This window comes from Streptomyces sp. NPDC030296, from assembly GCF_055572815.1.
The window spans coordinates 117,051-142,487 of the sequence record NZ_JBVICQ010000002.1; the positions used below are offsets into that span (position 1 = coordinate 117,051).

21 protein-coding genes and 2 pseudogenes are annotated in these 25,437 nt (G+C 71.2%); 9 read left to right on the forward strand and 14 right to left on the reverse strand.

The genetic code is table 11. The features are described 5' to 3' along the window. Window positions 1–101: 101 nt before the first annotated feature. From ACZ4Z3_RS04485 to ACZ4Z3_RS04525, 9 genes are all read right to left on the reverse strand, one after another. Window positions 102–1,004, reverse strand: a complete 903-nt coding sequence (locus tag ACZ4Z3_RS04485; RefSeq protein WP_468499629.1) for a carbohydrate ABC transporter permease — start codon at window positions 1,002–1,004, stop codon at window positions 102–104. Beyond that, the gene (locus ACZ4Z3_RS04490) at window positions 1,001–1,945 is read right to left on the reverse strand and encodes a carbohydrate ABC transporter permease (protein WP_468499630.1); all 945 of its coding nucleotides are present in this window, start codon (window positions 1,943–1,945) and stop codon (window positions 1,001–1,003) included. The genes ACZ4Z3_RS04485 and ACZ4Z3_RS04490 overlap by 4 nt, the downstream gene beginning before the upstream one ends. A gap of 183 nt (window positions 1,946–2,128) precedes the next feature. After that, a complete protein-coding gene (araD, locus tag ACZ4Z3_RS04495) occupies window positions 2,129–3,895 on the reverse strand; it encodes an L-arabinonate dehydratase (protein WP_468499631.1) in 1,767 nt (588 codons plus the stop codon). Further along, complete coding sequence (locus ACZ4Z3_RS04500) at window positions 3,892–4,803, reverse strand: dihydrodipicolinate synthase family protein (protein WP_468499632.1); 912 nt, start codon at window positions 4,801–4,803, stop codon at window positions 3,892–3,894. The genes araD and ACZ4Z3_RS04500 overlap by 4 nt, the downstream gene beginning before the upstream one ends. Before the next feature lie 72 nt (window positions 4,804–4,875). After that, window positions 4,876–5,580 (reverse strand): GntR family transcriptional regulator, encoded by a 705-nt coding sequence (locus ACZ4Z3_RS04505; protein ID WP_468499633.1) that lies wholly within the window; start codon window positions 5,578–5,580, stop codon window positions 4,876–4,878. Between the two features lie 177 nt (window positions 5,581–5,757). Beyond that, window positions 5,758–6,507: an MBL fold metallo-hydrolase gene (locus tag ACZ4Z3_RS04510; protein ID WP_468499634.1), complete on the reverse strand. Its 750-nt coding sequence runs from the start codon at window positions 6,505–6,507 to the stop codon at window positions 5,758–5,760. A gap of 66 nt (window positions 6,508–6,573) precedes the next feature. Next, on the reverse strand, window positions 6,574–7,179 hold the full coding sequence (locus ACZ4Z3_RS04515) for a TIGR03086 family metal-binding protein (RefSeq protein WP_468499635.1): 606 nt from the start codon (window positions 7,177–7,179) through the stop codon (window positions 6,574–6,576). Between the two features lie 102 nt (window positions 7,180–7,281). Continuing rightward, entirely contained in the window at window positions 7,282–8,466 is a 1,185-nt protein-coding gene (locus ACZ4Z3_RS04520; protein WP_468499636.1) for a hypothetical protein, read from the reverse strand. Next, a complete protein-coding gene (locus tag ACZ4Z3_RS04525; protein ID WP_468499637.1) occupies window positions 8,463–9,431 on the reverse strand; it encodes a 5-dehydro-4-deoxyglucarate dehydratase in 969 nt (322 codons plus the stop codon). The genes ACZ4Z3_RS04520 and ACZ4Z3_RS04525 overlap by 4 nt, the downstream gene beginning before the upstream one ends. Window positions 9,432–9,646: 215 nt before the next feature. On the opposite strand from ACZ4Z3_RS04525, the gene ACZ4Z3_RS04530 reads away from it, so the two are divergent. Then, window positions 9,647–10,456, forward strand: a complete 810-nt coding sequence (locus ACZ4Z3_RS04530; protein ID WP_468499638.1) for an NAD-dependent epimerase/dehydratase family protein — start codon at window positions 9,647–9,649, stop codon at window positions 10,454–10,456. A gap of 8 nt (window positions 10,457–10,464) precedes the next feature. Here ACZ4Z3_RS04530 and ACZ4Z3_RS04535 read toward each other — a convergent pair. Then, window positions 10,465–11,229: pseudogene (locus ACZ4Z3_RS04535) on the reverse strand (IS200/IS605 family accessory protein TnpB-related protein); the annotation flags it as partial. A 568-nt stretch (window positions 11,230–11,797) separates the two neighbouring features. Between ACZ4Z3_RS04535 and ACZ4Z3_RS04540 the strand changes: the two are divergent. The 8 genes and pseudogenes from ACZ4Z3_RS04540 to ACZ4Z3_RS04575 all read left to right on the forward strand — a co-directional run bounded on the left by ACZ4Z3_RS04540 (window position 11,798) and on the right by ACZ4Z3_RS04575 (window position 18,731). After that, complete coding sequence (locus ACZ4Z3_RS04540; protein WP_468499639.1) at window positions 11,798–12,565, forward strand: DeoR/GlpR family DNA-binding transcription regulator; 768 nt, start codon at window positions 11,798–11,800, stop codon at window positions 12,563–12,565. A 99-nt stretch (window positions 12,566–12,664) separates the two neighbouring features. After that, window positions 12,665–14,035 carry an ABC transporter substrate-binding protein gene (locus ACZ4Z3_RS04545; RefSeq protein WP_468499640.1) on the forward strand — a complete coding sequence of 457 codons (1,371 nt, stop codon included), beginning with the start codon at window positions 12,665–12,667 and terminating at the stop codon, window positions 14,033–14,035. After that, a complete protein-coding gene (locus tag ACZ4Z3_RS04550) occupies window positions 14,032–14,973 on the forward strand; it encodes a carbohydrate ABC transporter permease (protein WP_468499641.1) in 942 nt (313 codons plus the stop codon). Before ACZ4Z3_RS04545 ends, ACZ4Z3_RS04550 begins: the two co-directional genes overlap by 4 nt. Then, window positions 14,970–15,794 carry a carbohydrate ABC transporter permease gene (locus ACZ4Z3_RS04555; protein WP_468499642.1) on the forward strand — a complete coding sequence of 275 codons (825 nt, stop codon included), beginning with the start codon at window positions 14,970–14,972 and terminating at the stop codon, window positions 15,792–15,794. Before ACZ4Z3_RS04550 ends, ACZ4Z3_RS04555 begins: the two co-directional genes overlap by 4 nt. After that, window positions 15,791–16,780: a zinc-dependent alcohol dehydrogenase family protein gene (locus ACZ4Z3_RS04560; RefSeq protein WP_468499643.1), complete on the forward strand. Its 990-nt coding sequence runs from the start codon at window positions 15,791–15,793 to the stop codon at window positions 16,778–16,780. Before ACZ4Z3_RS04555 ends, ACZ4Z3_RS04560 begins: the two co-directional genes overlap by 4 nt. Window positions 16,781–16,909: 129 nt before the next feature. Continuing rightward, window positions 16,910–17,104 (forward strand): annotated as a pseudogene (locus ACZ4Z3_RS04565) (bestrophin-like domain); the annotation flags it as partial. 108 nt (window positions 17,105–17,212) lie between these two features. Further along, window positions 17,213–17,434 carry a hypothetical protein gene (locus ACZ4Z3_RS04570; RefSeq protein ID WP_468500194.1) on the forward strand — a complete coding sequence of 74 codons (222 nt, stop codon included), beginning with the start codon at window positions 17,213–17,215 and terminating at the stop codon, window positions 17,432–17,434. Window positions 17,435–17,507: 73 nt separating this feature from the next. After that, entirely contained in the window at window positions 17,508–18,731 is a 1,224-nt protein-coding gene (locus ACZ4Z3_RS04575) for a TerD family protein (RefSeq protein ID WP_468500195.1), read from the forward strand. Between the two features lie 93 nt (window positions 18,732–18,824). Here ACZ4Z3_RS04575 and ACZ4Z3_RS04580 read toward each other — a convergent pair whose 3' ends face one another. The 4 genes from ACZ4Z3_RS04580 to ACZ4Z3_RS04595 form a co-directional block, all read right to left on the reverse strand. Continuing rightward, window positions 18,825–19,844, reverse strand: coding sequence for a 1-aminocyclopropane-1-carboxylate deaminase (locus tag ACZ4Z3_RS04580; RefSeq protein ID WP_468499644.1), 1,020 nt, complete (start codon window positions 19,842–19,844; stop codon window positions 18,825–18,827). 14 nt (window positions 19,845–19,858) lie between these two features. Then, window positions 19,859–20,602: a GntR family transcriptional regulator gene (locus ACZ4Z3_RS04585; protein ID WP_468499645.1), complete on the reverse strand. Its 744-nt coding sequence runs from the start codon at window positions 20,600–20,602 to the stop codon at window positions 19,859–19,861. 1,217 nt (window positions 20,603–21,819) lie between these two features. Further along, complete coding sequence (locus ACZ4Z3_RS04590; RefSeq protein WP_468499646.1) at window positions 21,820–23,292, reverse strand: alkaline phosphatase PhoX; 1,473 nt, start codon at window positions 23,290–23,292, stop codon at window positions 21,820–21,822. A gap of 270 nt (window positions 23,293–23,562) precedes the next feature. After that, window positions 23,563–25,128 carry a hypothetical protein gene (locus tag ACZ4Z3_RS04595; RefSeq protein ID WP_468499647.1) on the reverse strand — a complete coding sequence of 522 codons (1,566 nt, stop codon included), beginning with the start codon at window positions 25,126–25,128 and terminating at the stop codon, window positions 23,563–23,565. Window positions 25,129–25,437 lie beyond the last annotated feature (309 nt).

The window sequence follows — 25,437 nt, forward strand, 5'->3', positions numbered from 1 at the left end:
TGTGCGCGTCGCGCACGGTGAAGACATGGGCGGCGCCGGCGGTGGAATCCCGCATACCGGCGAGCGCCACGAGGGAGAGACCTCTCCTGTCCTGTGGTTGCTCATCCCTTCACCGCCCCCGCGCTGAAGCCGGTGATCAGCCACTTCTGGATGAAGGCGAAGACGATGACGACCGGGACGGCGGCGATGATGCCGCCCGCGGCGAGCGCGCCCAGGTCGACGCTGTCGGCGCTGAGCAGGGTGTTCAGTCCGACCGGGACGGTCTGCTTCTCCTGGTCGCTGAGGAACATCAGCGCGAACAGGAAGTGGTTCCAGGAGTGCACGAAGGCGAAGGAGCCGACGGCGACCAGACCGGGCCGCAGCAGAGGCAGCACCACCACCCGGAACGCGGTGAACCGGTTGCAGCCGTCGACCCAGGCCGCCTCCTCCAGCGAATACGGCACGTTCTTGATGAAGTTGCTGATCAGGATGATCGACAGCGGCAGCTGGAAGACCGTCTCGGCGAGGATGACACTGCCGAGCCAGTTGATCATCCGCAGCTCGGCGAAGATCTGGAACAGCGGTACGAGGAGCAGCGCGCCCGGGACGAACTGGGAGCACAGCAGCGCCAGCATGAAGCCGCGCTTGATCCTGAAGTCGAAGCGGGCGAGGGCGTAGCCGCCGGCGAGGGCGACGAGCGTGGTCATCAGCAGGGTGACGACCCCGACGAGCACGCTGTTCTGGAAGTAGGTGCCGAAGCTGCGCTCGTTCCACACCTTCTCGAAGTGCTCGAACGTGAGGGGCCACGGCACGAGCGAGGTCGAGCCGGGCTTGCGGAGCGCGAACAGCAGGATCCAGTAGAAGGGGACGAGGGTGAACACGAGGTAGATCGACAGGGGCAGGTAGATCTGCCAGCTGGGCACCTCGTCCCAGGCGCGGTGCTGCTCGCGGGGCCGCCGCGGGGGCTCCTCGGCCACCGGCGCGGGCGCCATCGAAGCGACCTTCTCGGCGTCCTTGGTGATCACTTGGACTCGCCTCCGAACTTGCTCAGCCGCAGATAGACCATCGAGCAGAAGAGCAGGATCACGAACGCGACCGTGGTCAGGGCGGAGGCGTAGCCGAAGTTGTGGGCGTCGACCGAGGTGTTGGCGATGTACAGCGGGAGGGTGGTGGTCTCCCCCGCGGGTCCGCCGCCGGTCAGGGTGTAGAGGAGGTCGACGTTGTTGAACTCCCACACCGCGCGCAGCAGCGTGGCCAGGATGATCGCGTCCTTCAGGTGCGGCAGCGTGATGTGGAGGAACTGCCGGACACGGCTCGCGCCGTCGACCTCGGCGGCCTCGTAGAGGTCCTTCGAGACGGACTGGAGGTCGGCGAGGATGAGGATCGCGAAGAAGGGGACACCGCGCCACAGGTCGGCGACGACCGCCGCCGGGAAGACGGTGGAGGTGTCGGAGAGCCAGCTGGTGCCGTACTCGCCGATGCCGATGTCCGCGAGGTAACGGGTGATGCCCGTCTGGGAGTTGTAGAGGAGCACCCAGATCGCGGAGGTGAGGACGCCGGAGACGGCCCACGGCGAGAAGACGAGGGCGCGGCCGAGGGCCCGGCCGACGAACGTCTGGTTGACGATCAGCGCCAGCGCGAGACCGAACAGCAACTGGAGCCCGACCTCGACGACCACCCACTTGGCGCTGAAGACGAGGGTGTCCCAGAACAGCGGGTCCTCGGTGAAGGCGTGGACGAAGTTGTCGAAGCCGGCGAAGCCGTTCCGCCAGGGCTTGGTGGGGTTGTAGTGCCGCAGGCTGTAGGAGAAGACGCTGACGACCGGGTACGCGATGAAGCCCAGCATGAGCAGGGCGGCCGGGGCGATCAGCAGATAGGGCAGCCCGCGCGGGGTCGCGGAGGCACGGCGCGCACGGCTCCGCCGGGGTGGCGTGGGCGGTTTCGCCACGGCTGCGGCTTGGGCCATGACTGGGACTCCGTTTCTGGGTGCGTCGTTGCGCGTCGTGGCGCAGGAAGCGCTTTCTCGCTGGGCAGAGGGGGTGGTGCGCGGAACGAGGGTGCGGCTTGCTGTGGAGTGGCGTCCGCGGGTGCGTGGGGGCTTGTCGCGCAGTTCCCCGCGCCCCTTGTGGCGGCGCCGGCGTCGGAGTGTTCAGCCCGCGTACGGGTCCGGGACCTTGCCCGGTCTGGCCAGGAACTCGAAGTCGCAGCCGGTGTCGGCCTGGGTGATCTGGTCGTTGTACAGGGCGCCGTAGCCGCGTTCGTAGCGGGTGGGGGGCTCGGTCCACTCCGCTCGGCGGCGCTCCAGCTCCTCGTCGTCCACGTGGAGATGGAGGGTGCGCGCCTCGACGTCGAGGGTGATCGGGTCGCCGGTGCGGACCAGGGCGAGCGGGCCCCCGATGTACGACTCCGGCGCGACGTGCAGCACGCAGGCGCCGTAACTCGTGCCGCTCATCCGGGCGTCGGAGATCCGCACCATGTCCCGTACCCCCTGCTTCAGCAGGTGGTCGGGGATGGGCAGCATCCCGTACTCGGGCATGCCGGGGCCGCCCTTGGGTCCGGAGTTGCGCAGCACGAGGACGCTGTCGGCGGTGATGCCGAGCGACGGGTCGTTGATCGTGCGCTGCATGGTCCGGTAGTCGTCGAAGACGACCGCGGGCCCGGTGTGCTCGAGCAGGTGCCGCTCGGCGGCGATGTGCTTGATGACCGCGCCGTCGGGGCAGAGGTTGCCGCGCAGGACGGCGACCCCGCCCTCGGCGGCGACCGGGTTCTCGCGGGTGCGGATCACGGCGTCGTTGTGGACGAGCGCGCCGTCGAGCTGCTCGCGCAGCGTGTCGTGGGAGACGGTCGGCCGGTCCAGGTGCAGCAGGTCGGTGATCCGGGAGAGGAACCCGGGCAGACCTCCCGCGAAGTGGAAGTCCTCCATCAGGTACGTCTGGCCGCCGGGACGGACATCGGCCAGCACCGGGACCGTGCGGGCGATGCGGTCGAAGTCGTCCAGGGTGAGCTTGACGCCCGCGCGGCCGGCCATGGCGATGAGGTGGATGACCGCGTTGGTGGAGCCGCCGAGCCCGAGGACGGTGGTGACGGCGTCCTCGAAGGCGTCGGCGGTGAGGATGTCGCCCAGCTTGCGGTCCTTGTGGACCAGCTCGACGATCCGCAGCCCCGACTCGGCCGCCATCCGGTCGTGCCCGGAGTCGACGGCCGGGACGCTCGACGCGCCGGGGACCGTGACCCCGAGGGCCTCGGCGGCGGCGGTGAGCGTGGAGGCCGTGCCCATCGTCATGCAGTGACCGGGCGAACGGGCGAGACCGGACTCCAGTTCGGTCATCTCGCAGTCACCGATGAGCCCGGCGCGCCGGTCGTCCCAGTACTTCCACATGTCGGTGCCGGAGCCGAGGACCTCGGTGCGCCAGTGCCCCGGCAGCATGGGCCCGGCGGGCACGAACACCGTCGGCAGGTCGACGCTGGCGGCGCCCATCAGGAGGGCGGGCGTGGACTTGTCGCAGCCGCCCATCAGCACGGCCCCGTCGACCGGGTACGAGCGGAGCAGCTCCTCGGTCTCCATCGCGAGCATGTTGCGGTAGAGCATCGGGGTCGGCTTCTGGAAGGTCTCCGAGAGGGTGGAGACCGGGAACTCCAGCGGGAAACCGCCCGCCTGCCACACGCCCCGCTTGACCGCCTGCGCGCGGTCCCGCAGGTGGACGTGGCAGGGGTTGATGTCCGACCAGGTGTTCAGGATCGCGATGACCGGCTTGCCCAGGTGCTCCTCGGGCAGATAGCCGAGCTGGCGGGTGCGGGCGCGGTGGCTGAAGGCGCGCAGCCCCGACGAGACGCCGCTGCCGTACCACTGATGGCTGCGGAGTTCCTCCGGCTTCCTCATGCCGGCCGGCTTCTTCATATCGACCGGCTTCGTCATATCGACCACCCCGCGGCGATGGAGGCGACCTCGGCCCGCTCGTCCTCGGGCAGGTGCCTGCTGGGCGCCCGGACGTCCCGACGGCACAGGCCGAGCGAGGCGAGGGCCTCCTTGACCACGGTCACGTTGTCGGCGGAGCCGTTCGCGGCACGCAGTTCCTCGAAGCGGCGGATCTGCTCCCAGACCTTCATGGCGGCCCGGTAGTCGCCCGATCGAAGCGCTTCGATCATGTTCAGCGAGACGGCCGGGGCGACGTTGACGAGCCCCGAGGTGAAGCCGGTGGCGCCCGCCGAGAAGTACGAGGGCGCGTACGGCTCGGCGAGCCCGGCCACCCAGACGAAGCGGTCCAGGCCGGCGTCACGGGCGAAGGCGGCGAAGCGCGCGGCGTCCGGGACCGCGTACTTCACGCCGATCACGTTCGGGCAGTCGTCGGCGAGTTCGGCGAGCCGGTCGCCGGACAGCCGGGCGCTGCGGATGTAGGGCACGACGCCCAGCTCCGGCACGGCCTCGGCGATGGCCCGGTGGTAGTCGACCCAGCCGCCCTGCGAGACATAGGGGTGGACCGGCTGGTGGACCATCACCATCTGGGCGCCGACCGCGCGGGCGTGTTCGGCGGAGGCGACCGCGGTCGGGATGTCGTGTCCGACGCCGACCAGGACCACGGCGCGGTCGCCGACCTCGTCCATGGTCAGCTCGGTGACCAGGCGCCGCTCCTCGGGGGCGAGGGCGTAGAACTCGCCGGTGTTGCCGTTGGGCGTGAGGGTGGTGATCCCGCCGTCGAGCAGCCGACGCAACAGGGCCCGGTGGGCGCCCTGGTCGACGGTGCCGTCCTCGGCGAACGGAGTCACCGGGATCGCCACCACGTCGGCCAGAGCCGTCCGTTGGGTCTCGAACGTCACACTGCTCATGGATGACCTTCCTCTGCGAGAACTGCGGAGGCCCCCGCCTGCGCGACTGCGGGGCCTCGTGGACTCGGGGGCCTACGGGGCGGTGCGGTGCCGGGTGCCCTGGTCGCCCCGGGGGCCGACGGGCGGGCCCTGGTCGCCGTCGTGGGCCGGCGGGAAGGCCCGCTCGACGAACGAGGCGATGTGCGCGTGCAGGGCGGCGGCCGCGCCGTCGGCGTCGCCGTCGAGGGCGAGCCGCAGGATCGCCCGGTGCTCGGCGGCCTCCCGCTCCCACGAGGGGTCGGCGGCCCAGGCGACGGCGGAGACCAGGGCGGCCTGGTCGCGCACCTCGTCGAGCATCCGGCCGAGCAGCGGGTTGCCGCAGGGCACATAGAGCGCGCGGTGGAACTCCCGGTTCGCAAGGGACCGTTCGGCGGTGTCCGTGGCCTCGTCGGCCCGGGTCAGCGCGTCGCGCGCCGCGTCCCACGAGGCACCGCGCCGCACCGAGCGGCGCAGGGCCTCCGGCTCCAGGAGCAGCCGTACGTCGTAGACCTCGCGCGCCATGTCCGCGTCCACCATGCGCACCGTGACGCCCTTGTACTGGCTCATCACGACGAGCCCGGTGCCGGCCAGCGTCTTCAGCGCCTCGCGCACGGGCGTCTTGGACACCCCGTACTGCGCGGCCAGCTCGGTCTCGACCAGGGCCTGACCCGGCGTCAACTGTCCGGTGAGGATGCGGTGTTTGATCCCCTCCAGCACGAACTGCGTGCGGGACGGGATCGGCGTGGGCACAGAGGTCATGCGCGGCCTCTCGATGTCACGGAGACCCTTTGCGAGCCGCCGGGCAGGGAACCGGCGTCTCACATAGCCGATCTCGCGTATCGCGTCTCATATATGACGTACGAAGTACGACGCGTTGAAGGTAGGAGGGGTCTCGGGCTTCGTCAATGCTTCCGGCAAAAGAATGTGTGGCTGCCGTCACACGAGGCTGGTGTCGCCCTCACGCGCGCTCTCGGTGGGCCCGCCGAAGGCCACGGCCGCGCGTCCGGTGGCTTCCTCCCTGGTCAGCGTGGGTCCCACATGGGTGACAAGCAGCCGGCTCGCTCCCTTGGCGTACGCTCCGGCCTCCTCCGGCGTGAGATGCACCCGGGGTTCGCCTTCGCGATGCGCGGTGACGTCCGCCTCGCACAGGAAGAGGTCGGCGCCGCCCGCGAGGTGGGTGAGCGCGTCGCACGGCCCGCTGTCCCCGGAGTACGCGAACACCCGCCCCTGGCACTCGGCGCGCAGCCCGTACGCCTCCGTGTCGTGGACGACGGCACGCGCGGTGAGGGTGAGGTTCCAGTGCCGGGCGGTGTGCCCGTCGTACAGCGGGCGGAACTCGAACACGTTGCTCAGGAAGGCGGTGTCCGGCCGACCGAAGAAGCCCGCGACCCGCTGCGCGCAGCCGTCGGGCGCGTAGACGGGGATCGGGGCGGGCAGGGCGAGGCCGCCGTACGCGAAGCCGTACGCGGCGGCGAGCAGATCGGCGCTGTGGTCGGCGTGCAGATGGGACAGCCAGATCGCCGTGAGCCTCGTGGGGTCCGTGTGCCGCTGCAACTCGGCGAAGGTACCGAATCCGGCGTCCACCCATATCTCCGCGCCCCCGCCCCGCAGCAGATACCCGGAGGCGGGCACGCCCGGTCGGGGATGCGGAGAGGCGGTACCGAGGACGGTGAGGCTCAGGGGCATGTGGGGGAGCGTACGGACGCGGGCGGGGGCCCGCGCCGGATTTCGCGTGTTCTGTCTGGGGAGCGCCTACGCCTTCCAGTTCGGGTCGCGTCCACTGAGGCCGATGGCGCGGTCGAGGAGGGGCGCGCCGTCCGGGACGGCCACGACGGGGCCGAAAATGCTGTCCCGGCTCGGGTCGCCGACCGACGCGGCGAGGAAGTCGTGGGAGGCGGCCAGGGCGTCCGGGTCCGGCTCGTACTCCTGTCCGGTGGCGCGGGCGAGGTCCCAGCCGTGCACGACGAGTTCGTTCACGGCGACGGCACCGGCGACGGCCCCCGGCAGCGGCACGCCGCCCGCCCGGGTGTCACCGGTCCAGGCGGCCGGGTCGCGCCACGCCTCCGCGAGTTCGCCGAGCGTCCGGGGCAGGGCCTCGCGCCAGTCGGGGCCGATGTCGGGGAGGGAGGCGCCGGGGTCGGTGTCCGTCGTGGGCCCCAGGTCCTTGCGGGCGGCGTCGCGGAAGGCGGCGGAGAGGCCGAGCAGATGCCCGAGGAGGTGCCGTACGGCGTACGCGGGGCAGGGGGTCGCGCCGGAGAGCCGCTCGTCACCCACGGCCCGGGCGAGGCGGGCCACGACGCGGGTCTGCGCGGTGAGGTCGAGGGGGGTGGGGAGGGGGCCGCTGTCTTCGACGGTCATCCGGGGCTCCTTGGGGTCGGTCGGGGGCGGATGCCTTTCTAGGTAGACCGTCTCGGTGGGGAGAACTCATCGCCGATTCGATGGGGAGGTGGGCCCGAGCTATTAGGCCCCCGGCACCGCCGTCAACCCCTCCCTCACCGCCGTCAGGTCCTGGTCCGACGCCAGGCCCGCGTGGTAGAGCCGGATCTCCGTCGCCCCCAGTTCGGCCGCCCGCCGGGCGTCCGCGCCCAGGGTTCCGGGGCTGCCGCCCATCCCGGCCACGATGCCGAAGTTGGCGGCCAGCACCGCCCCCTCCGCGCCCGCTTCCGCGCGCGCCTCGGCGAACGCCGGAAGCAGCCCCGGTCCGCCCGCGCACGGCACGACGACGCCGTCCGCCACGCCCAGGATGTGCGCGGGGTCGACGCCGGCGTTCGCCCCGCAGTGGTAGGTAACGGGGTCCGCGTGCAGCAGCACCTGGAACCCCTCGGGCGCGGCGGCCCGTACCGCCGCGACGGCGGCCTCCTGGAGGGAGCGGGCGACGGCGTCGCGCCACACCCGGGTCCCGGCCGCCCACTCCGCGCCGAGGAGCTTCTCCACCGCCGGCCAGCCCTCGTCGACCGGCTCGCCCCGCCACAGCGGTTCCAGCGCGTCCCGCACGGCCGCGGCCAGCGCGTCGGGGTCCAGCCCGGCGTCGGCGTACCCGTCCCGGCAGGTCGGGCAGAAGCAGAGCGCCATCAGGTACTGCCCGGCGTCCCCGAGCGCGACGCCGCCCGTCTTGTCGTGGGCGTGCAGGTGCTGGAAGCCGTACCAGCCGAGGGACTCCAGTTCGGTGCCACGCGCGCCCGGCCGTACCGCGGCCTCCGCGGCCAGGTCGACGAGGTACTCGCGCGTCTCCTGCTGGGCGACGCACGGCGCCCACGGGTAGCGGTCACCGTACGCGTTGACGACGGAGGTCTCCGGGTGTTCCGCGCCGAGCCGGGAGTTGTGAGCGAGGACCACCCATGTATGCACTTCGAGGCCGGCGGCGTCCAGCGCCCCGGCGGCCTCCCCGAACGCGTCGCCGGGCGCCCACTCCCCCGCCGGGTACGGCCGCAGGGTCCGCCCCCGCCAGCGCTCGCCCGGCGGGTACAGCACGGCCGCGTGCTCGGCGGTGACGACGCGGTGCCGGGGGTGGCGCGGGGTGAGCGCGCGGGTGGAGTGGTAGGCGGAGGCGAGCGTCACCTGCCGCACACCGAGGTCCGCGATGCGCTCCGCGGCGGCCGGATCCCCGTTGACGTCCCACGGGTAGACGAACGTAGACGCCTTCACTTGCCCTCCCGGCACTCCTGCAGCAGCGCGTATCCGCGCTCGATCAACTGGCCCAGCTGTCTGACGTGTTCCTCGGCCGGCTCGTGCAGCGGCGGCCGCACCTCTCCCACGTCCAGCCCCCGTAGCCGTACCCCGGCCTTCACCAGTGACACGGCATAGCCGCGTCCTTTGGCCCGCAGGTCGACGAAGGGGCGGTAGAAACCGTCCAGAAGCCGTCGCACGGTCTGGTCGTCGCCCGCATCGAGCGCCCGGTGGAAGGCCTGGGCGATCTCCGGGGCGAAGCAGAAGACGGCCGACGAGTACAGGGTGACGCCGACGCCGCGGTAGGCGGGCTGGGTCAGTTCGGCGGTCGGCAGTCCGTTGAAGTAGAGGAAGTCGCCCGGTGCCTCGCCGCGCACCGTGCTCACGATGCGCTGCATCAGGTCGAGGTCGCCGACGCCGTCCTTGAGCCCGACGACGCCCTCGGTGCGGGCGAGTTCGACGACCGTCTCGGGGGTGAGGACGGCGTTGTCGCGCTGGTAGACGATCACGGGGAGCGGGGTCGCGACGGCCAGCCGGCGGTAGTGCCGCAGGAGTCCTTCCTGGGCGGCGGCGACGAGGTAGGGCGGCAGGGCGAGCAGTCCGTCGGCACCGGCGTCGGCGGCGAGCAGCGCGTAGCGCTCGGCGAGCGCGGTCCCGTAGCCGGTGCCGGCGACGACGGGCACCCGCCCGGCGGTCTCGGTCACCGCCGCCCGGACGCACTCCTGGAACTCCTCGGGGGTGAGCGCGTGGAACTCCCCCGTCCCGCAACAGGCGAAGACGGCGGCGGCGCCGGCCTCGACACCCCGGCGCACATGCGCGCGACAGGCGTCGAGGTCGATCCGGCCGTCCGGGCCGTACGCGGTGACGGGGAAGAACAGCGGCCCGGTGGGGACACGGAGTCGAGCGGCGAGCGAGGCTGACGTCACGGGCTCTCCCAGGTCCATGCCACTGATCAGTGTCTACATTTCTGAACCATGTCACGCTAGGGCGCCCCCGCCGGGCCGGTCAAGGTCACCAACACGCGCCGCACCAGCCGATTCACCCGTCCGGTACACGTCGGCGGCACACTTGACGCACCAGGACCGCACTCCCTAGCGTGTCCACGCATGTGAATACCGGACGCCCATATGCACGAATGGCGAGGCAAGGAGATCCGAGGATGCCCGCTCCCCGCACCGTTCTGCTCACCGGCGCCGCCGGTGGTGTCGGCACCCTGATGCGGGAGCTCCTCCCGGCATACGGCTACGAGCTGCGCCTGCTCGATCTGCTCCCCGTCCAGGGCGAGCCGGACGCGATCGCCGCCGACCTCGCCGACAAGGAGGCCCTGCGGGAGGCCGTACGGGGCGTCGACGCGATCATCCACCTCGCGGGCATCTCCCTGGAAGCCCCCTTCGAGAAGATCCTCCGGGCCAACATCGAGGGCACCTACAACCTGTACGAGGCCGCCCGCCAGGAGGGCGTCCCGCGCATCGTGTTCGCCTCCTCCAACCACGCCGTCGGCTTCACGCCCCGCCCGCGGGACGGCGACCCGCTGATCCCCATCGACACCCCCCGCCGCCCCGACACCTTCTACGGCCTGTCCAAGTCCTTCGGCGAGGACCTCGCCCAGTTCTACTGGGACAAGTACGGCCTGGAGACGGTGTCCGTGCGGATCGGCTCCTGCTTCCCCGAGCCGACCGGCGTGCGCATGCTCTCGGTGTGGATGAGCCCGGCCGACGGCGCCCGCCTCTTCCACGCCGCCCTGACCGCCGAGGACGTCGGCCACACCGTGGTCTACGGCTCCTCCGCCAACACCCGCCTGTGGTGGGACCTCACCACCGCCCGCGCCCTGGGCTACGAGCCGCGGGACGACTCCGAGCCGTACGCCGAGAAGCTCATCGCCGAGCAGGGCGAACTCCAGGAGGGCAATGAGGCACACGCCTACCTGGGCGGCCACTTCGTGACGGACCCGCCGATCTGGCCGCACTGACACCGTTCCTACATGCTGAGCGGGAGTGGGTCCTGTTGCCAGGACTCATGCTCAGTCGGACGCCCCGAACGGTGTTGGGTGTCCTGGTCGCCCGCTTTCACTCCGCGTCCGGCGCGTACGGATCGTGTCCGTGGTCCGGGAACGCGGGGGCGGGGTCCCTCACACCCTCGGATGCCCGGTGGGGCCTGGACGGTCCGATGCCCCTGCTCATCACTCCGGTGAGCAGGGGGCGGTGCCGTCCGTCGCCGGACCGGGTGCCCGAGGGCGCGCCTTCCGATCGCCACGGCTGCCGCGTCGTGGCGGGTGGTCTTCCTTGTCCTGCTGGTGAGGGGTTGTTGCCAGTGCTGGGCGCCCCAGCGGCTGGTGTAGGCGGGGTCGACGGCGACGACGGGGATGCCGAGTTCCGCCGCCATCGACACCAGCCGGGCCCGCAGCCTGGCCACGGGCATGCCGGAGACCAGCCTGCGGAACCGCTTGCGGCGGCCGTGTTTCTCGCGGGTCGTCTCCGCAGTGAAGTCGAGGTCCTCGACGGCGAGGGCGAGGTCATGGCGGCGGGCCCAGTGCAGCAGGCGGATCAGGGCATGCCGGACCTGCGCGTCGTGGTGGGCGGCGCTGCCCGACAGGTCGTAGCCGAACCGTCTGGGTGCGCCGACGGGGTTGCCGTGGGTGTCCAGGCGCCAGGCGGCCAGGTGGTCGGCGTTGGTGTCGACCCCCACCAGGCCGCCCGCGCGGACCGTGGCCAGCGGCACGGTCTGCACTGCGGGGTTGGTCCACGTCACGGACCGCCACACCGGACGGGCCGACGGCGACGAACGGCGCCGCCACCTCCCGCAGCCCACCCATTCCCGATCACCCCCGCCGTCCCCGCACAGGCCGAACCCTCACCACGCTCCTCAACGACCCACACGGGCCAAGGTCACACATTCGACCGAGGAACCTTCGTTCACACCCATGAGGCCATGCGGGAAGCAGCCCGGACACTCACTCATAGGCGGTAGAACGTGCTTGTGCGCAGGCAGCCCTGAGCAGTTCACAACCCCCGACAGCGGCGGGCGGGCACGGAACGGGCCCGCCCGCACCCGCATCCGGGCCCGGACAACGGCTCCGGGGAGAGGCGCGAAGCGCCACCCTCAGGGGCGCGGGGAACTGCGCGACCAGCCACGACAGACCCGCGGCCGCCATACGACCGCACCCCCCGAGCCAGTGGGCGCGCCCCGCCCGAACGGGCACACACGGACAGGATCCCTCCCGCAACAGACCTGGTCACCACCCCCCACCCGCTGTACAACTTCCTGCAGACGGCCCGAACGGGCACCGCACGACAGGAAAGCGGGTGACCGAATGACCAGTACCGCGGAAGAACGCCAGCGGGAAATCGTCCGCACCGCCCGCACCACAGGCGCCGTCGACGTCAACACCCTTGCCGCCCGCCTCGGCGTCGCCAAGGAAACCGTACGAAGGGACCTCCGCACTCTGGAGGACCACGGCCTGGTCCGCCGCACCCACGGCGGTGCCTACCCCGTGGAGAGCGCCGGTTTCGAGACCACCCTCGCCTTCCGCGCCACCAGCCACGTCCCCGAGAAGCGAAGGATCGCGACCGCCGCGGCCGAGCTGCTCGGGGACGCCGAGACCGTCTTCGTCGACGAGGGCTTCACCCCGCAACTCATCGCCGAGGCCCTCCCCCGCGACCGGCCGCTGACCGTGGTCACCGCCTCCCTCGCCACCGCGGGCGCGCTCGCCGAGGCCGGCAACACGACCGTGCTGCTGCTCGGCGGCCGGGTGCGGCCCGGCACTCTTGCCACCGTCGACCACTGGACGACGAAGATGCTGGCCGGCTTCGTCATCGACCTGGCGTTCATCGGCGCCAACGGCATCACCCGCGACCACGGGCTCACCACCCCCGACCCGGCCGTCAGCGAGGTCAAGGCCCAGGCCGTCCGCGCATCCCGGCGCACCGTGTTCACGGGCGTCCACACGAAGTTCGGCGCGGTCAGCTTCTGCCGGTTCGCCGAGGTGGGCGACCTGGACGCGATCGTCACGAGCACCTCCCTGCCCACCGCGGAGGCCCACCGCTACGCCCTGCTGGGCCCCCAGGTCATCCGCGTCTGACACCCCCCCGGCCGATTCCCCGGGCCTTCCCTGCCTCCACCGCATCCCTTATCTCCCGTTATGCCCCTCCGTCCCTCCCCTACGTCCAGGAGCGATCACATGCGAACCCCGAGCCGACGGAGGCCGCGCGCAGCACTCGCCGCGGTCGCCGCAGGGACGCTGCTCGCCCCGCTTCTCTCCGGTTGCTGGACCGGAGCGGGCGGGGCGGGATCCGGCGGCGACGCGATCAACGTGCTGATGGTCAACAACCCGCAGATGCAGGAGCTGCGCAAGCTCACGGCCGCGCACTTCACGAAGCGGACCGGCATCGAGGTGAACTTCACCGTCCTGCCGGAGAACGACGTCCGCGACAAGATCAGCCAGGACTTCGCCAACCAGGCCGGCCAGTACGACGTGGCGACCCTGAGCAACTACGAGATACCGATCTACGCCAGGAACGGCTGGCTGGAGGAGATGGACCGGTACGTCGCGAAGGACCGCGCGTTCGACCAGGGGGACATCCTAAAGCCGATGCGCCAGTCCCTGACGGGCGACGACGGAAAGCTCTACGGGCAGCCCTTCTACGGCGAGTCGTCCTTCCTGATGTACCGCAAGGACGTGTTCGCCGAGCGGGGGCTCACCATGCCGGAGCGCCCCACCTGGCGGCAGGTCGCCGACCTCGCGGCGAAGGCGGACGGCGCCGCACCCGGTATGAAGGGCATCTGTCTGCGCGGGCTGCCCGGCTGGGGCGAGGTCATGGCCCCCCTGACCACGGTCGTGAACACCTTCGGCGGCACCTGGTTCGACAAGGACTGGAAGGCGCGCCTGGACTCCCCCGAGTTCGAGCGGGCGACCCGGTTCTACGTCGATCTCGTCCGCGAGCACGGCGAGTCCGGTGCCGCCCAGTCCGGCTTCGCGGAGTGCCTGAACAACATGACCCAGGGCAAGGTCGCCATGTGGTACGACGCCACCTCCGCCGCCGGTTCCCTGGAGGCGGACGACTCCCCCGTGAAGGGGGACATCGGCTACGTACCGGCGCCGGTCGAGCGGACCGAGTCCTCCGGCTGGCTCTACACCTGGGCCTGGGGCATCCAGAAGGCCTCCCGCAACCCCGACAAGGCGTGGAAGTTCGTCTCCTGGGCGTCGGGCAAGGAGTACGAGGAGCTGGTCGGCGACGAGATCGGCTGGTCCAACGTGCCCGCCGGGAAACGGGAGTCGACGTACGCGAACCCCGACTACCGCGCGGAGGCCGCCGCCTTCCAGGAGATGACCCGCGAGGCCATCGAGGGCGCCCGGCCCACCGATCCGGGGGTGCAGCCGCGGCCGGCACCCGGCATCCAGTTCGTCGGCATCCCCGAGTTCACCGATCTCGGCACCAAGGTCTCCCTGGAGATCAGCGCGGCCATCGCCGGACGCCAGTCCGTGGAGTCGGCCCTGAGGAAGGCACAGGCGCTCGCCGAGCAGATCTCCGAGGAGTACGAGGGACGATGACCACGACCACGACAGCGCCGAGGGCGGCGACACCCGTACACACCACCGAGGGCAGGCCGCACACCCGGCTGCGGGCCTGGGCGACCCGCGCCCCGCTCCTGCCCGCCCTCGTCTTCATGATCACCGTGACCCAGCTGCCGTTCGTGGCGACCCTGGCGATCTCCTTCTTCGACTGGAACTCCCTCTACCCCGACGCCCGGAGCTTCGCCGGACTCGCCAACTACGGCGAGGTCCTCACCGACCCCGATCTGCGCCGCTCCGTGTGGACGACGGTCCTGCTGACGGCCGCCGTGGTCCTGGCCAGCCTGGTCCTGGGGCTGCTGCTGGCGCTGCTGCTGGACCGGAGGTTCCGCGGCCGGGGCCTGGTCCGCACCCTGCTCATCGCCCCGTTCCTGGTGGTCCCGGTGGCGGCGGCCCTGCTGTGGAAGCACGTCCTCTACAACCCCGAGTACGGCCTGTTCAACGGGCTGCTGCACTACGTCGGCGGCCCCCAGCCGGACTGGATCTCCGAGACCCCGCTGCTCGCGGTGGAGGCCTCGCTGGTGTGGCAGTGGACGCCGTTCATGATGCTGATCCTGCTGGCGGGTCTGCAGTCCCGGGACCACCAGCAGATCGAGGCGGCCCGGGTCGACGGCGCGAGCGACTGGCAGATCTTCCGTCATCTGACGCTGCCCCACCTGCGCCGCTACCTCGAACTGGGCGCCCTGCTCGGCTCGATCTACATCGTCCAGAACTTCGACGCCGTCTTCACGATCACCTCCGGCGGCCTGGGCACGGCGAACCTCCCGTACACCGTCTACCAGACCTTCTACCAGGCCCATGAGAACGGCCTCGCCTCGGCGGCCGGCGTCCTGGTCGTCATCGGCTCGATCATCATCGCGACGTTCGCGCTGCGCGTGGTCTCGTCGCTGTTCCGCGAGGAGGCGGGGCGCTCATGAACGTGTTGCGACGCAAGGCTCCCGGTCTGCTGGCCTGGTTCGCCGGGGTCGTGTTCTTCCTGCCCATCGCCTGGATGGCGCTGACGTCCTTCCACTCGGAGTCGGACGCGGCGACCAACCCGCCGTCCTTCGCGGCGGCGCTGACCCTGGACGGCTACCGCGAGTTCTTCGGCGTGGACGGCGGAGCGAGCCCCTGGCCCGCGCTGATCAACAGCACGGTGGCGTCCCTCGCCTCGACCCTGCTCGTCCTGCTGCTGGCCTTCCCGGCGGCGTACGCCCTGTCGATCCGCCCGGTGCGCAAGTGGACGGACGTCCTGTTCTTCTTCCTCTCCACCAAGATGCTGCCGGTGGTGGCGGGCCTGCTCCCGATCTACCTCTTCGCGAGGAACGCGGGCCTCCTCGACAACATCTGGCTGCTGGTCGTCCTCCACACGTCCATGAACCTGCCGATCGCCGTGTGGATGATGCGGTCCTTCCTCGCGGAGGTGCCGGTCGCGGTGATCGAGGCCGCGCAACTGGACGGCGCCCGACTCCCCACGGTGCTGGGCCGGGTGGTGGCGCCGATAGCGGCCCCCGGCATCGCCGCGACCGCGCTGATCTGCTTCATCTTCAGCTGGAACGAGCTGCTGTTCGCGCGGGTGCTGACGGGTGTCGTGGCCGAGACCGCGCCCGTGTTCCTGACCGGCTTCATCACCAGCCAGGGCCTGTTCCTGGCGAAGGTGTGCGCCGCGTCCCTCGTCATCTCCCTGCCGGTGCTCGCCGCGGGGTTCGCCGCCCAGGACAAACTGGTCCAGGGCCTTTCCTTGGGAGCCGTCAAATGAAGGCCGCCGTCATCGAGTCCGCGGGCAAGGCCGTCGTCACCGAGGTCCCGGACCCGGCACCGGGCCCCCGTGACGTCGTCGTCCGGGTCGCCGCGTGCGGCCTGTGCGGCACCGATCTGCACATCCTCCAGGGCGAGTTCGCGCCCGAGCTGCCGATCGTGCCGGGCCACGAGTTCGCGGGCGAGGTCGTGGCGGTGGGCGGCGGAGTCACCGAGCTGGCCGCCGGCGACCGGGTGGCGGTGGACCCGTCCCTCTACTGCTACGAGTGCCGCCAGTGCCGTACCGGCCACAACAACCTCTGCGAACGGTGGGCCGCCATCGGCGTGACGACGGCGGGCGGCGCCGCGGAGTACGCGGTGGCGCCCGTGGCGAACTGCGTGAAGCTGCCGGAGCATGTGCGCACCCAGGACGCGGCGCTGGTGGAGCCGCTGTCGTGCGCGGTACGCGGCTACGACGTGCTCAGGTCGCGCCTCGGCGCCCATGTGCTGATCTACGGCTCGGGCACGATGGGCCTGATGATGCTGGAGCTGGCCAAGCGGACCGGCGCGGCGAGCGTGGACGTCGTGGACGTGAACCCCGCGCGGCTGGAGACGGCGCGCCGCCTGGGGGTCTCGGGGGCGGCCGCGAACCCGGACGAGTTGGAGCGGCCGCTGGGCTGGGACCTGGTGGTGGACGCCACCGGCAACGCCGCCGCGATCCAGGACGGCCTGGGCCGGGTCGCGAAGGCGGGCACCTTCCTCCAGTTCGGGGTGGCCGACTACGTGACCCGGGTCACGATCGACCCGTACCGGATCTACAACCAGGAAATCACCATCACCGGCTCGATGGCGGTCCTGCACAGCTTCGAACGCGCCGCGGAACTCTTCGCGAACGGGGTGCTCGACCCGGACGTCTTCATCAGCGACCGGATGCCCCTGGACCGGTACCCCGAGGCGCTGGACCAGTTCGCGTCGGGCGTGGGCCGCAAGATCGTCGTGGTGCCGTAGCGCGACGCGGGCACCACCTCACCCGTTCGGCTGATCGACCACCCGATGCCCCTCCGGCACAGGGCCGCCCGTCAGGGCCATGGAACTCTGGCTGCTCAACAGCTTCGGCGCCTCGCCCTGACGGTGCTCATGGCCGGAAGCGTCATCGCCTTCGCGGCCCTGGGCAGCCTGGTGGTCCGCCGCAGGATCCCCTGCCTCCTGGACGGCACGCAGAACGACATGGTGGGCGTCGTGCTCGGGATGCAGGGCGCGATCTACGGCATCTTCCTGGCGTTCGTGGTGGTCGCGGAGTGGGAGGGCATCGGGGTCGCGGAGACCGTGGTCGCCTCCGCGGCCACGCACTGCGCCGAGATCGTGCGCGACGCGGACGCCTTCCCGGAGCTGAGCGATATTCGCTGGGGCGCGGTCCCCTTCGCCCCTACCATCCTGGACATGCCACGCCCCCAGGGATTCACCTGCACCGAGCACGCCGACCGCACGGTGACGATCGAGCATCGCGGCCGGGCGGCCACCACGCTGCGCGGCCCGCGCGCCGACCGCTTCCTCGCCGAGGTCGCGGCGGGCGACCCGCAGCTGGTCATGGCCCGCTGGACCGGGAACTACCGACGGGGCAACGAGCGCACCGCCCGGGAGCACCCCCGCAACCGCCGCTGACCCGAACGGCCGCCCGGCCCGCTGGGTAAGGGAACGGTAAAGCGGCTTGAATCGTTCACCAGGCATGACAGCTATGACCCCCGGCTCGAACATCCCGCTGCCCGTTCCCCGTGTCGCGGTGGACGTCTCCGCCCCCGTGCGGCTCGACGTATCGGGCCTGCTGCTCACCGCCGACGGCAAGGTGCGCTCGGACGACGACTTCATCTTCTACAACCAGCCGAGCGGCCCGGGTGTGACGTACCGCTCGGGCGGCGGTGCGACCCCCGACTCGATCACGGTCGACACCACGGCCCTCCCGCCGGGCATCGAGAAGATCGTCGTCACGGCCAGCCCGGACGCGGCCGGCCAGACCTTCCAGGGCATCGAACCCACCGCCACCGTCCGCGACGCCGCGAGCGGCTCGGTGATCGCCACGTTCACCCCGCCGCGGCTCGGAACGGAGACGGCCCTGGTGATCGTGGAGATCTACCAGCGCAACGGCGCCTGGAAGGCCCGCGCCGTCGGCCAGGGCTACGCCAACGGCCTGGCCGGCATCGCGACGGACTTCGGCGTCACCGTGGAGGAGCCCGCCCCGGCCCAGCCCGCGGCCCCCGCCCAGCCCGTCGCTCCCCCCGCTCCCACCCCCACGCCGCACACCCCCGTGACCCCGCCGCCCGCACCGCCCGCCATGGCACCGGCCGCGCCGCCGGCCCCGCCGGCTCCCCCCGCGCCCGGCGCCGGGAAGATCAACCTGGACAAGGGCCGGGTCAGCCTCCAGAAGAACCAGACGGTGTCCCTGGTCAAGGGCGGCCGTCCCCTGCTCGCCCAGGTCAAGATGGGCCTCGGCTGGGAGCCGGCGTACCGGGGCAGGGACATCGACCTGGACGCGTCGGTGATCGCGTACGGCCCGCAGCGCAACCACATCGACAGCTGCTACTTCGGCAAGCTCTCGATCGTGAACGGAGCGATCAAGCACTCCGGCGACAACCTCACGGGTGAGGGCGGCGGTGACGACGAGGTGATCGTGGTCGACCTCGGCCGCCTCCCCCAGGAGGTCACCGGCCTGGTCTTCACGGTCAACTCCTTCTCCGGCCAGAAGTTCACCGAGGTCGCCAAGGCCTACTGCCGCCTCCTGGACGCCTCCACCGGCGAGGAGCTCGTCCGCTTCGACCTCACCAACGCCGAGGCGCAGACCGGCGTGATGATGGCCAAGCTGATCCGCCAGTTCACCGGCGAGTGGGAGATGACGGCCATGGGCGACTTCGTGAAGTCCCGCACGGTCCGGGGCATGGTGAAGCCGGCGGCCCAGGCGCTCTGAGGGCACCGGCGACGAGGGGCGGGACAGGAGGATCGGGGACGGAGAGGGGCGGGGTCGGGGAGGGGCGGAGCCGCCCCTCCCCCGGTCACGACGTCACTGGATGACGCCGCTGTACGCGTTCAGCGCGGGCTGGCCGCCGAGGTGGGCGTAGAGGACGGTCGAGTCCTCCGCGATCTCGCCGCGCTCGACGAGGTCGATCATCCCGGCCATCGACTTCCCCTCGTAGACGGGGTCGGTGATCATGCCCTCGGTGCGGGCCGCGAGCTGCATGGCGACGAGGGTGGCGTCGTCGGGGACGCCGTAGATCCCGCCGTGGTAGCGCTCGTCCAGCTCCACGTCCGCCTCGGTCAACTCGCGCCTGACGCCGATGAGTTGCCCGGTGTTGTGGGCGATGCGCGCGATCTGGGCGCGGGTGGTCTCGGGCTTGGCGGAGGCGTCGATGCCGAGGACCCTGCGGGGCCGTGCGCCGGCCTCCTCCAGGGCGGCGAACCCGGCGACCATGCCGGCCTGGGTGGAGCCGGTCACCGAACAGACGATGACGGTGTCGAAGAAGACGCCCAGCTCCCGCTCCTGCTCGGCGACCTCGTACGCCCAGGAGGCGAAGCCCAGGCCGCCGAGGGGGTGGTCGGAGGCGCCGGCCGGGATGGCGTACGGCTTGCCGCCGGACTCCTCGACCTCCCTGAGGGCCAGTTCCCAGCTCTCCTTGAAGCCGATGCCGAACCCGGCCTGGACCAGCCGTACGTCGGCGCCGGCGAGCCGGCTGATCAGGATGTTGCCGACCTTGTCGTACACGGCGTCGGGCCACTCCACCCAGCTCTCCTGCACGAGGACGCACTTGAGTCCGGCGCGGGCGGCGACGGCGGCGACCTGGCGGGTGTGGTTGGACTGCACCCCGCCGATGGAGACCAGGGTGTCGCAGCCCTGGGCGAGCGCGTCGGCGACGAGGTACTCCAGCTTGCGGGTCTTGTTGCCGCCGTAGGCGATACCGGAGTTGCAGTCCTCCCGCTTGGCCCACAGGGAGGCGCCGTCGAGATGGGCGGTCAGGCGTTCCAGCCGGTGCACCGGCGAGGGCCCGAAGAGGAGCGGGTAGCGCTCGAAGGAAGCAAGGGACACGGGTCCTCCCGGGGTCAGTGGTCCACGTCGGTGGCGGGCTCTGCGCCGTCGACGGCGGCATCGGCGGGGAGTCCGCCTTCGGATTCGGTGGCGGGCCGGGCCTCGGGCCCGTCCGGTTCGTCGGCGAGGGCCGCCAGGCCGCGCCAGATCTCCGCGGTGACGGTGACCGCCTCGTCCGTGTCACCGGCCGCGCAGGCGTCGATCAGCCGGTCGTGCAGTCCGGCCGAGCGGCAGTTGCCGCCCTCACCGAAGCGGCGTCGCTCCAGCCGGCGGATGAGCGGGGTGTAGCGGGCGACGGTGGCGGCGGCCGCGCGGTTGCCGCTCACCCGGACGAGGACGTCGTGGAGTTCGTCGTCGGCGTCGAGGGCGGCGTCGACGTCGCCCGCGCGGACGGCCGCCGCGAACCGTTCGTTGGCGGAGCGCATCGTCTCCACGTCCGCCGCGAACAGCCGGGGCACGGCGACCCGCGTGACCAGCTCGTGCATCGCGCCGACCACGGCGGCGGCGTCGCGCACATCGGCGGCCACGACCGGCGTCACCCGTGTGTAGCTCTGCGGTTTGCTCTCCAGCAGGCCCTCGTCCACGAGCCGCGAGAACGCCTCCCGCACCGGCGCGCGGGACAGCCCGAGCAGCTCCGCGAACTCGGCGTCCCGCACCACCGCACCGGGTTCGATCTCCCCGGCCACGATGGCGTCCCGGATGGCGAGGTAGGCGCGGTCCCTCAGCAGGGTGCGGCTCACCGGTCGTATGGCGTCCATGAACTGAAATGTTAGATGTCAGTTCGGGTCCGTACAAGAACCCAAGATCGGATGACTCAAAGCGCAGCTCACAACAGTGATGACTCTGTTTGGGTGCCGTTTCAACGACCAACCAGACGCCCCACAGGTTGCGACCCACCTCGCCGGGCGGCACCATCTGGGCCTCATCTACACGACCCAGCCCAACTGGGCAGAGCGGAACCGCAGACGCCTCAGCTCTGGTCGCCTCGCCAGTCATCACCCATGGTTGATGCGAAGAGCCTGGACAGGCTCGCCCTGATCTCAGCCATGAGGACCTTCGTAGTCACGTCAGAATGGGTCTTCATGCTGGAATTTCACGTCACCGCGTCAGAGAACCTGGGACTCCTCGTACTTCTGTTCCTGCTAGCAGTAGCGGCGAGGGGTTGGCGCAGGAAACTCCGCAAGGCGCTTCAGAAGTGGATTTCTGACACCAAATAGTATCACCAGCACCCGACTCACCGGGACGCTATCCGGGCGGTACACAAACCTTTTGTGCACCGCCCCTTATAGAGCCCCTACAGCAAGACCATTCACCACGAAAATCCCGGAAGGGAGCGCCGTAACACCAAAAATGGGCCTGACCCCAACGGGGTCAACACTCTTCACCCGATCCAAGGCCACCGTCTCGTCATAGCCATGCATCTCGCTGCGCGCGGGGACCACATGTCCGAGAACACGAGCCAGCCGCTCCAACTTGTGAGCTTTGCGCCCAATCCGTAGATGCAAAATCGAAGCAAGGCGAACAAGTGCAGTCGCCCAAGTGACTTCCACAACCCAAATCGGGCGCCGCCTTTCAAGGGCGTAACCGTTGATCGAACGCTTTCCACTGGACGAAGTGGATCCTGCGCACCTCTCGTGTTACTCCTCCAAACCACGAGGTTGGGACAAGACGAACAAGATTTCCGACCGAATGATCGCGTGGTCCCTGATTAGCGCCGTATCGCACCGGTCGTGTATCCCACTCTTTGTCGAAGGACAGCACAGGAAGACGCCTTTCGACCACTTCCTCCATCACCTTCACGGACCCGTCGGGAAGCCAGATCTGAGACCCCTCGGCAAAACCGTCTTGCGGTTCCACCCCCATGCTCCCTCCACCCCTCCCAGCCAATTAGTGCGACATCTGATCACTATGCCGAGACGGAGAAGAGCCCTGACTCCCAGACGCAAGTCACTCGCTCGAGGGACCGGAAAAGCCGTTACCGCTTCTGCCGCTTCCAGGGCCCGGTGATGGCGAGCAGGATGCCCGGCGTCTGGATGTTGGCGTACAGGGTCTTTCCGTCGGGCGAGAAGGTGACGCCGGCGAACTCGCTGTACTCCGGCTCCTCCTCGGTGCCGATGTTCAGGTCGTTGCGGGCGATCGGATAGGTGCGGCCGCTGTCGGTGGCGCCGAACAGGTGCTGGACGCCTTCGCCGTCCTCGGCGAGGACGATGCCGCCGTAGGGGGAGACGGTGATGTTGTCGGGGCCGTCGAGGGCGCCGTCTGCGGACGGGTCCGGGTTGACGCCGAGCAGGACCTTCAGGGTGAGGGTGCGGCGCTTGGGGTCGTAGAACCAGACCTGGCCGTCGTGCGCGGCGCCGGGGCTCTCCGCGCGGGCGTAGGAGGAGACGATGTAGGCGCCGCCGTCGCCCCACCACATGCCTTCGAGCTTGCGGGCGCGGGTGATCTCGTCGAACTGCTTGCGCACGGCGACGGTCCGCGCGTCCCGGTCGGGGACGTCGACCCAGTCGACGCCGTACACGGTGCCGATCCTGGTGGCGCGGGAGAGGTCGTCGACGAAACGGCCGCCGGAGTCATAGCACTTGGGCGCCTGGAGGACACCGGCGTCGTCGGCGAGGGTCCGGAACCTGCGGGGGCCGTAGGAGAAGCCCTTCGGCGGGGTCCAGCGGTAGAAGAGGCCGTTGGGGCCGGAGGCGTCCTCGGTGAGGTAGGCGTGGCCGCGCCTGGGGTCGATGACGACGGCCTCGTGGTCGTACCGGCCGAAGAACTTCAGGGGCTTGGGGTCGCGGTTGGCGCGCCGGTCGCAGGGGTCGACCTCGAAGACGTAACCGTGGTCCTTGGTCATGCCGTTGACGCCGGCCCGGTCGGAGTTCTCCTCGCAGGTGAGCCAGGTGCCCCACGGGGTGCTGCCGCCCGCGCAGTTGGTGGAGGTGCCCGCGATGCCGACCCACTCGGCGACCCGGCCGTCGGGACGGACCTCCACGACCGTGCAGCCGCCGGCCGCGGCCGGGTCGTACACGAGCCCCTCGGTGAGCGGCACCGGGTGCGGCCAGTTGGCGCGGGGGCCCTTCAGTTCGTGGTTGTTGACGAGGAGGGTGGTGCCCCGGGGGCCGGGGAACGCGGCGGTGCCGTCGTGCTTGCCCGGGGTGAACTCACCGGACTCCAGTCTGGTCCGCCCGCTGTAGGTGAGGATCGTGTAGGTGAATCCGGCCGGCAGCGCGAGGATCCCCTCGGGGTCGGGGACGAGGGGCCCGTAACCGACCCCGCCGTGCCGGTGCGCCCCCTTGCCGTCCGAGCCGTCGGGGTCGGCGCCGTCCGTGTCGTCCGCGGCGCTGTCCGACGCCGCGAGGGCGTTCGGCGCGGTGGCGAGGGCGCCCACGGTGCCGGCCAGTGCGACACCGGCGCCGGTGACCGCGGATCGACTGGCGAAGTCCCTGCGGGTGAGCGACATGCTGTCTCCTGCGTGCGGTGGGAGGACCGTGGAGGGTGGCGGACCCAAGCTTCGCGCCGCACTGTCCCGCCCCCGCCTGAACGCGGGTTGAACACCGCGGGAGAACTCGGAGGACCGGGGTGGTCGGGCGAGTGCCCGCCCTTCACCCGGAAAAGCACGGGGCGCAGCCCGGGCGCTTTTCAGGGGCGCGGGGAACTGCGCGAGAACCCCCCACTCACCCGCACCCGCCGACGAACCCGGCCCCCCGACCCCCAAGGCGCCCGGCAGCCGTCACTCCCCCTTCTGCGACCGCGCCTTGAACGCCGCCTTCCGCGCCTCCTTCGCCACCCGCTTGTCCGGATGGATCCGCCCCATCGCCTCCAGCACATCCGCCGTGGCCGGATGCCCCACCCGCCACGCCGCGTCGAAGAACCCCCGGTGCTGCTGCGCGAGCCCCTCCACGAGCCCCCGCAGCTCCGCCGAGTTCCCCTCGGCCGCCAGTTGCGCGGCCACCGTGTCGATGGTCAGCCAGAACACCATCTCCTCGGACGGCGCCGGCACCTCCGCGGCCCCCCGCTCGGTGAGCCACACCCGGGCGAGCCCGCCCAGTTCCGCGTCGTCGAGCACCTCCCGCAGCGCGGGCTCCGCGGCGGCGCCCACCAGGGACAGCGCCTGCTGGCAGCGCAGCCGCCGCAACGGCGCGCCCTGGTCGGCCCCCCGGGCGGCGGCGAGCAACTCGCGTGCGGCGGCCAGCGGTTCATGCCGGGCCAGCCACTGCTCGGTCTCGGCGAGGGCCGCCCCCGGCGGATACTCGGCGGTGCCGTCGAGCAGCACGTCCGCGCCCTTGTCGGCGAGGTCCCCGACCGCGGGGGCCACGAGGCCCGCCTCCTGGAGGCGAGCCCGCACCCCGTACAGCCCGAGCGGGGTGAGCCGCACCATGCCGTACCGGGTGACATCGGTGTCGTCGACGGCCTGGCCTCTTCCGGCGCCCTCGGCGGTCGCGGTGTCCCCGGTGGCCGCGGTGTCCCCGGTGGCCGCGGTGTCCCCGGCGGCCGCGTTCTCCTCCGCGTCCGTCATGAGCGCCTCGTCCACGGGCTGGTACTCCACCAGCCCGACCGGCTCCAGCACCCGGAACTGGTCGTCGAGCCGCATCATCGCGTCCGACACCTGCTCCAGGACGTCGTTGGTGGGCTCCCTCATGTCGTCCGGCACGATCATCGACGCGGCGAGGGCGGGCAGCGGCACCGGCCCGTCGCCGGGTCCGTCCTCGCTGACGGTGAGGAGGTAGAGGTTGCCGAGCACCCCGTCGAGGAACTCCGCCTCGGCGTCGGGGTCCCAGTCCAGCTCGGAGAAGTCGACCTCGCCGCCGGACTCCATGGCGTCGACGAGGCCGTCGAGTTCGGGCACGCTCGCGTCGGCCAGCGCGGCCTCCAGCGCGGCGAGCCACACGCCGAGGACGTCGCGGGGCGCGCCGGAGGTGAGGAGCGCGAGCGCGTCGCCGGCGGTGACCGCGCTCCCCTCCTCCTCGCCGGCGTCCACGATCTCGACGAGCCCGGTGTCCACGGCCACCCGCCACGCCTCGCTCGCCAGGGCCGCCGCGTCCTCGGGGGTGGTGCCACCGTCAGCGGTCCTGGTGGTGCCCCCGGAGGCGGCGCCCTCGCCGGTGAGCCCGAGCGCCTCGGCCGCGGCGGGCAGTTGTTCCTCGACGAGTTCGCCCCCGGCGCCCACCCGCGTCTCCGGCCCGGCCCAGCGGGCGAGTCGCGCGGCGCGCGAGAGCAGCGGGGTGGCGAGGGCGTCCCGCGCCAGTTCCGCCTCGGAGCGGAGCCGCACCGGCGGCAGTGGCGAGCTGTCTGACATCGGCGGGGTTCTCCTCGGGGACGAACGACGGCGAGCGGTGTGCGGAACAAGCATCATCGATGGCGAGGCGGGGCGCTCCGCGACCACCTCGGCAACCGCTCAGCCTAGACGGATTTCCACCCATGCCGCCCGGTTCATGTACCTGCCAGGAGTCGGACATGGCCGAAACCTTGACAAGTGGCCTGACCAGGCTGGAGATTGACGCGCGTAGAAACTCACGGGTAGCTCCGGGGGCCAGCTCCCGGCCTCCCTGGGCGCCCCTCTCGGGCGTTCCGGCTTTCTACGCGCGTCACACCGCCCCACCGGTAT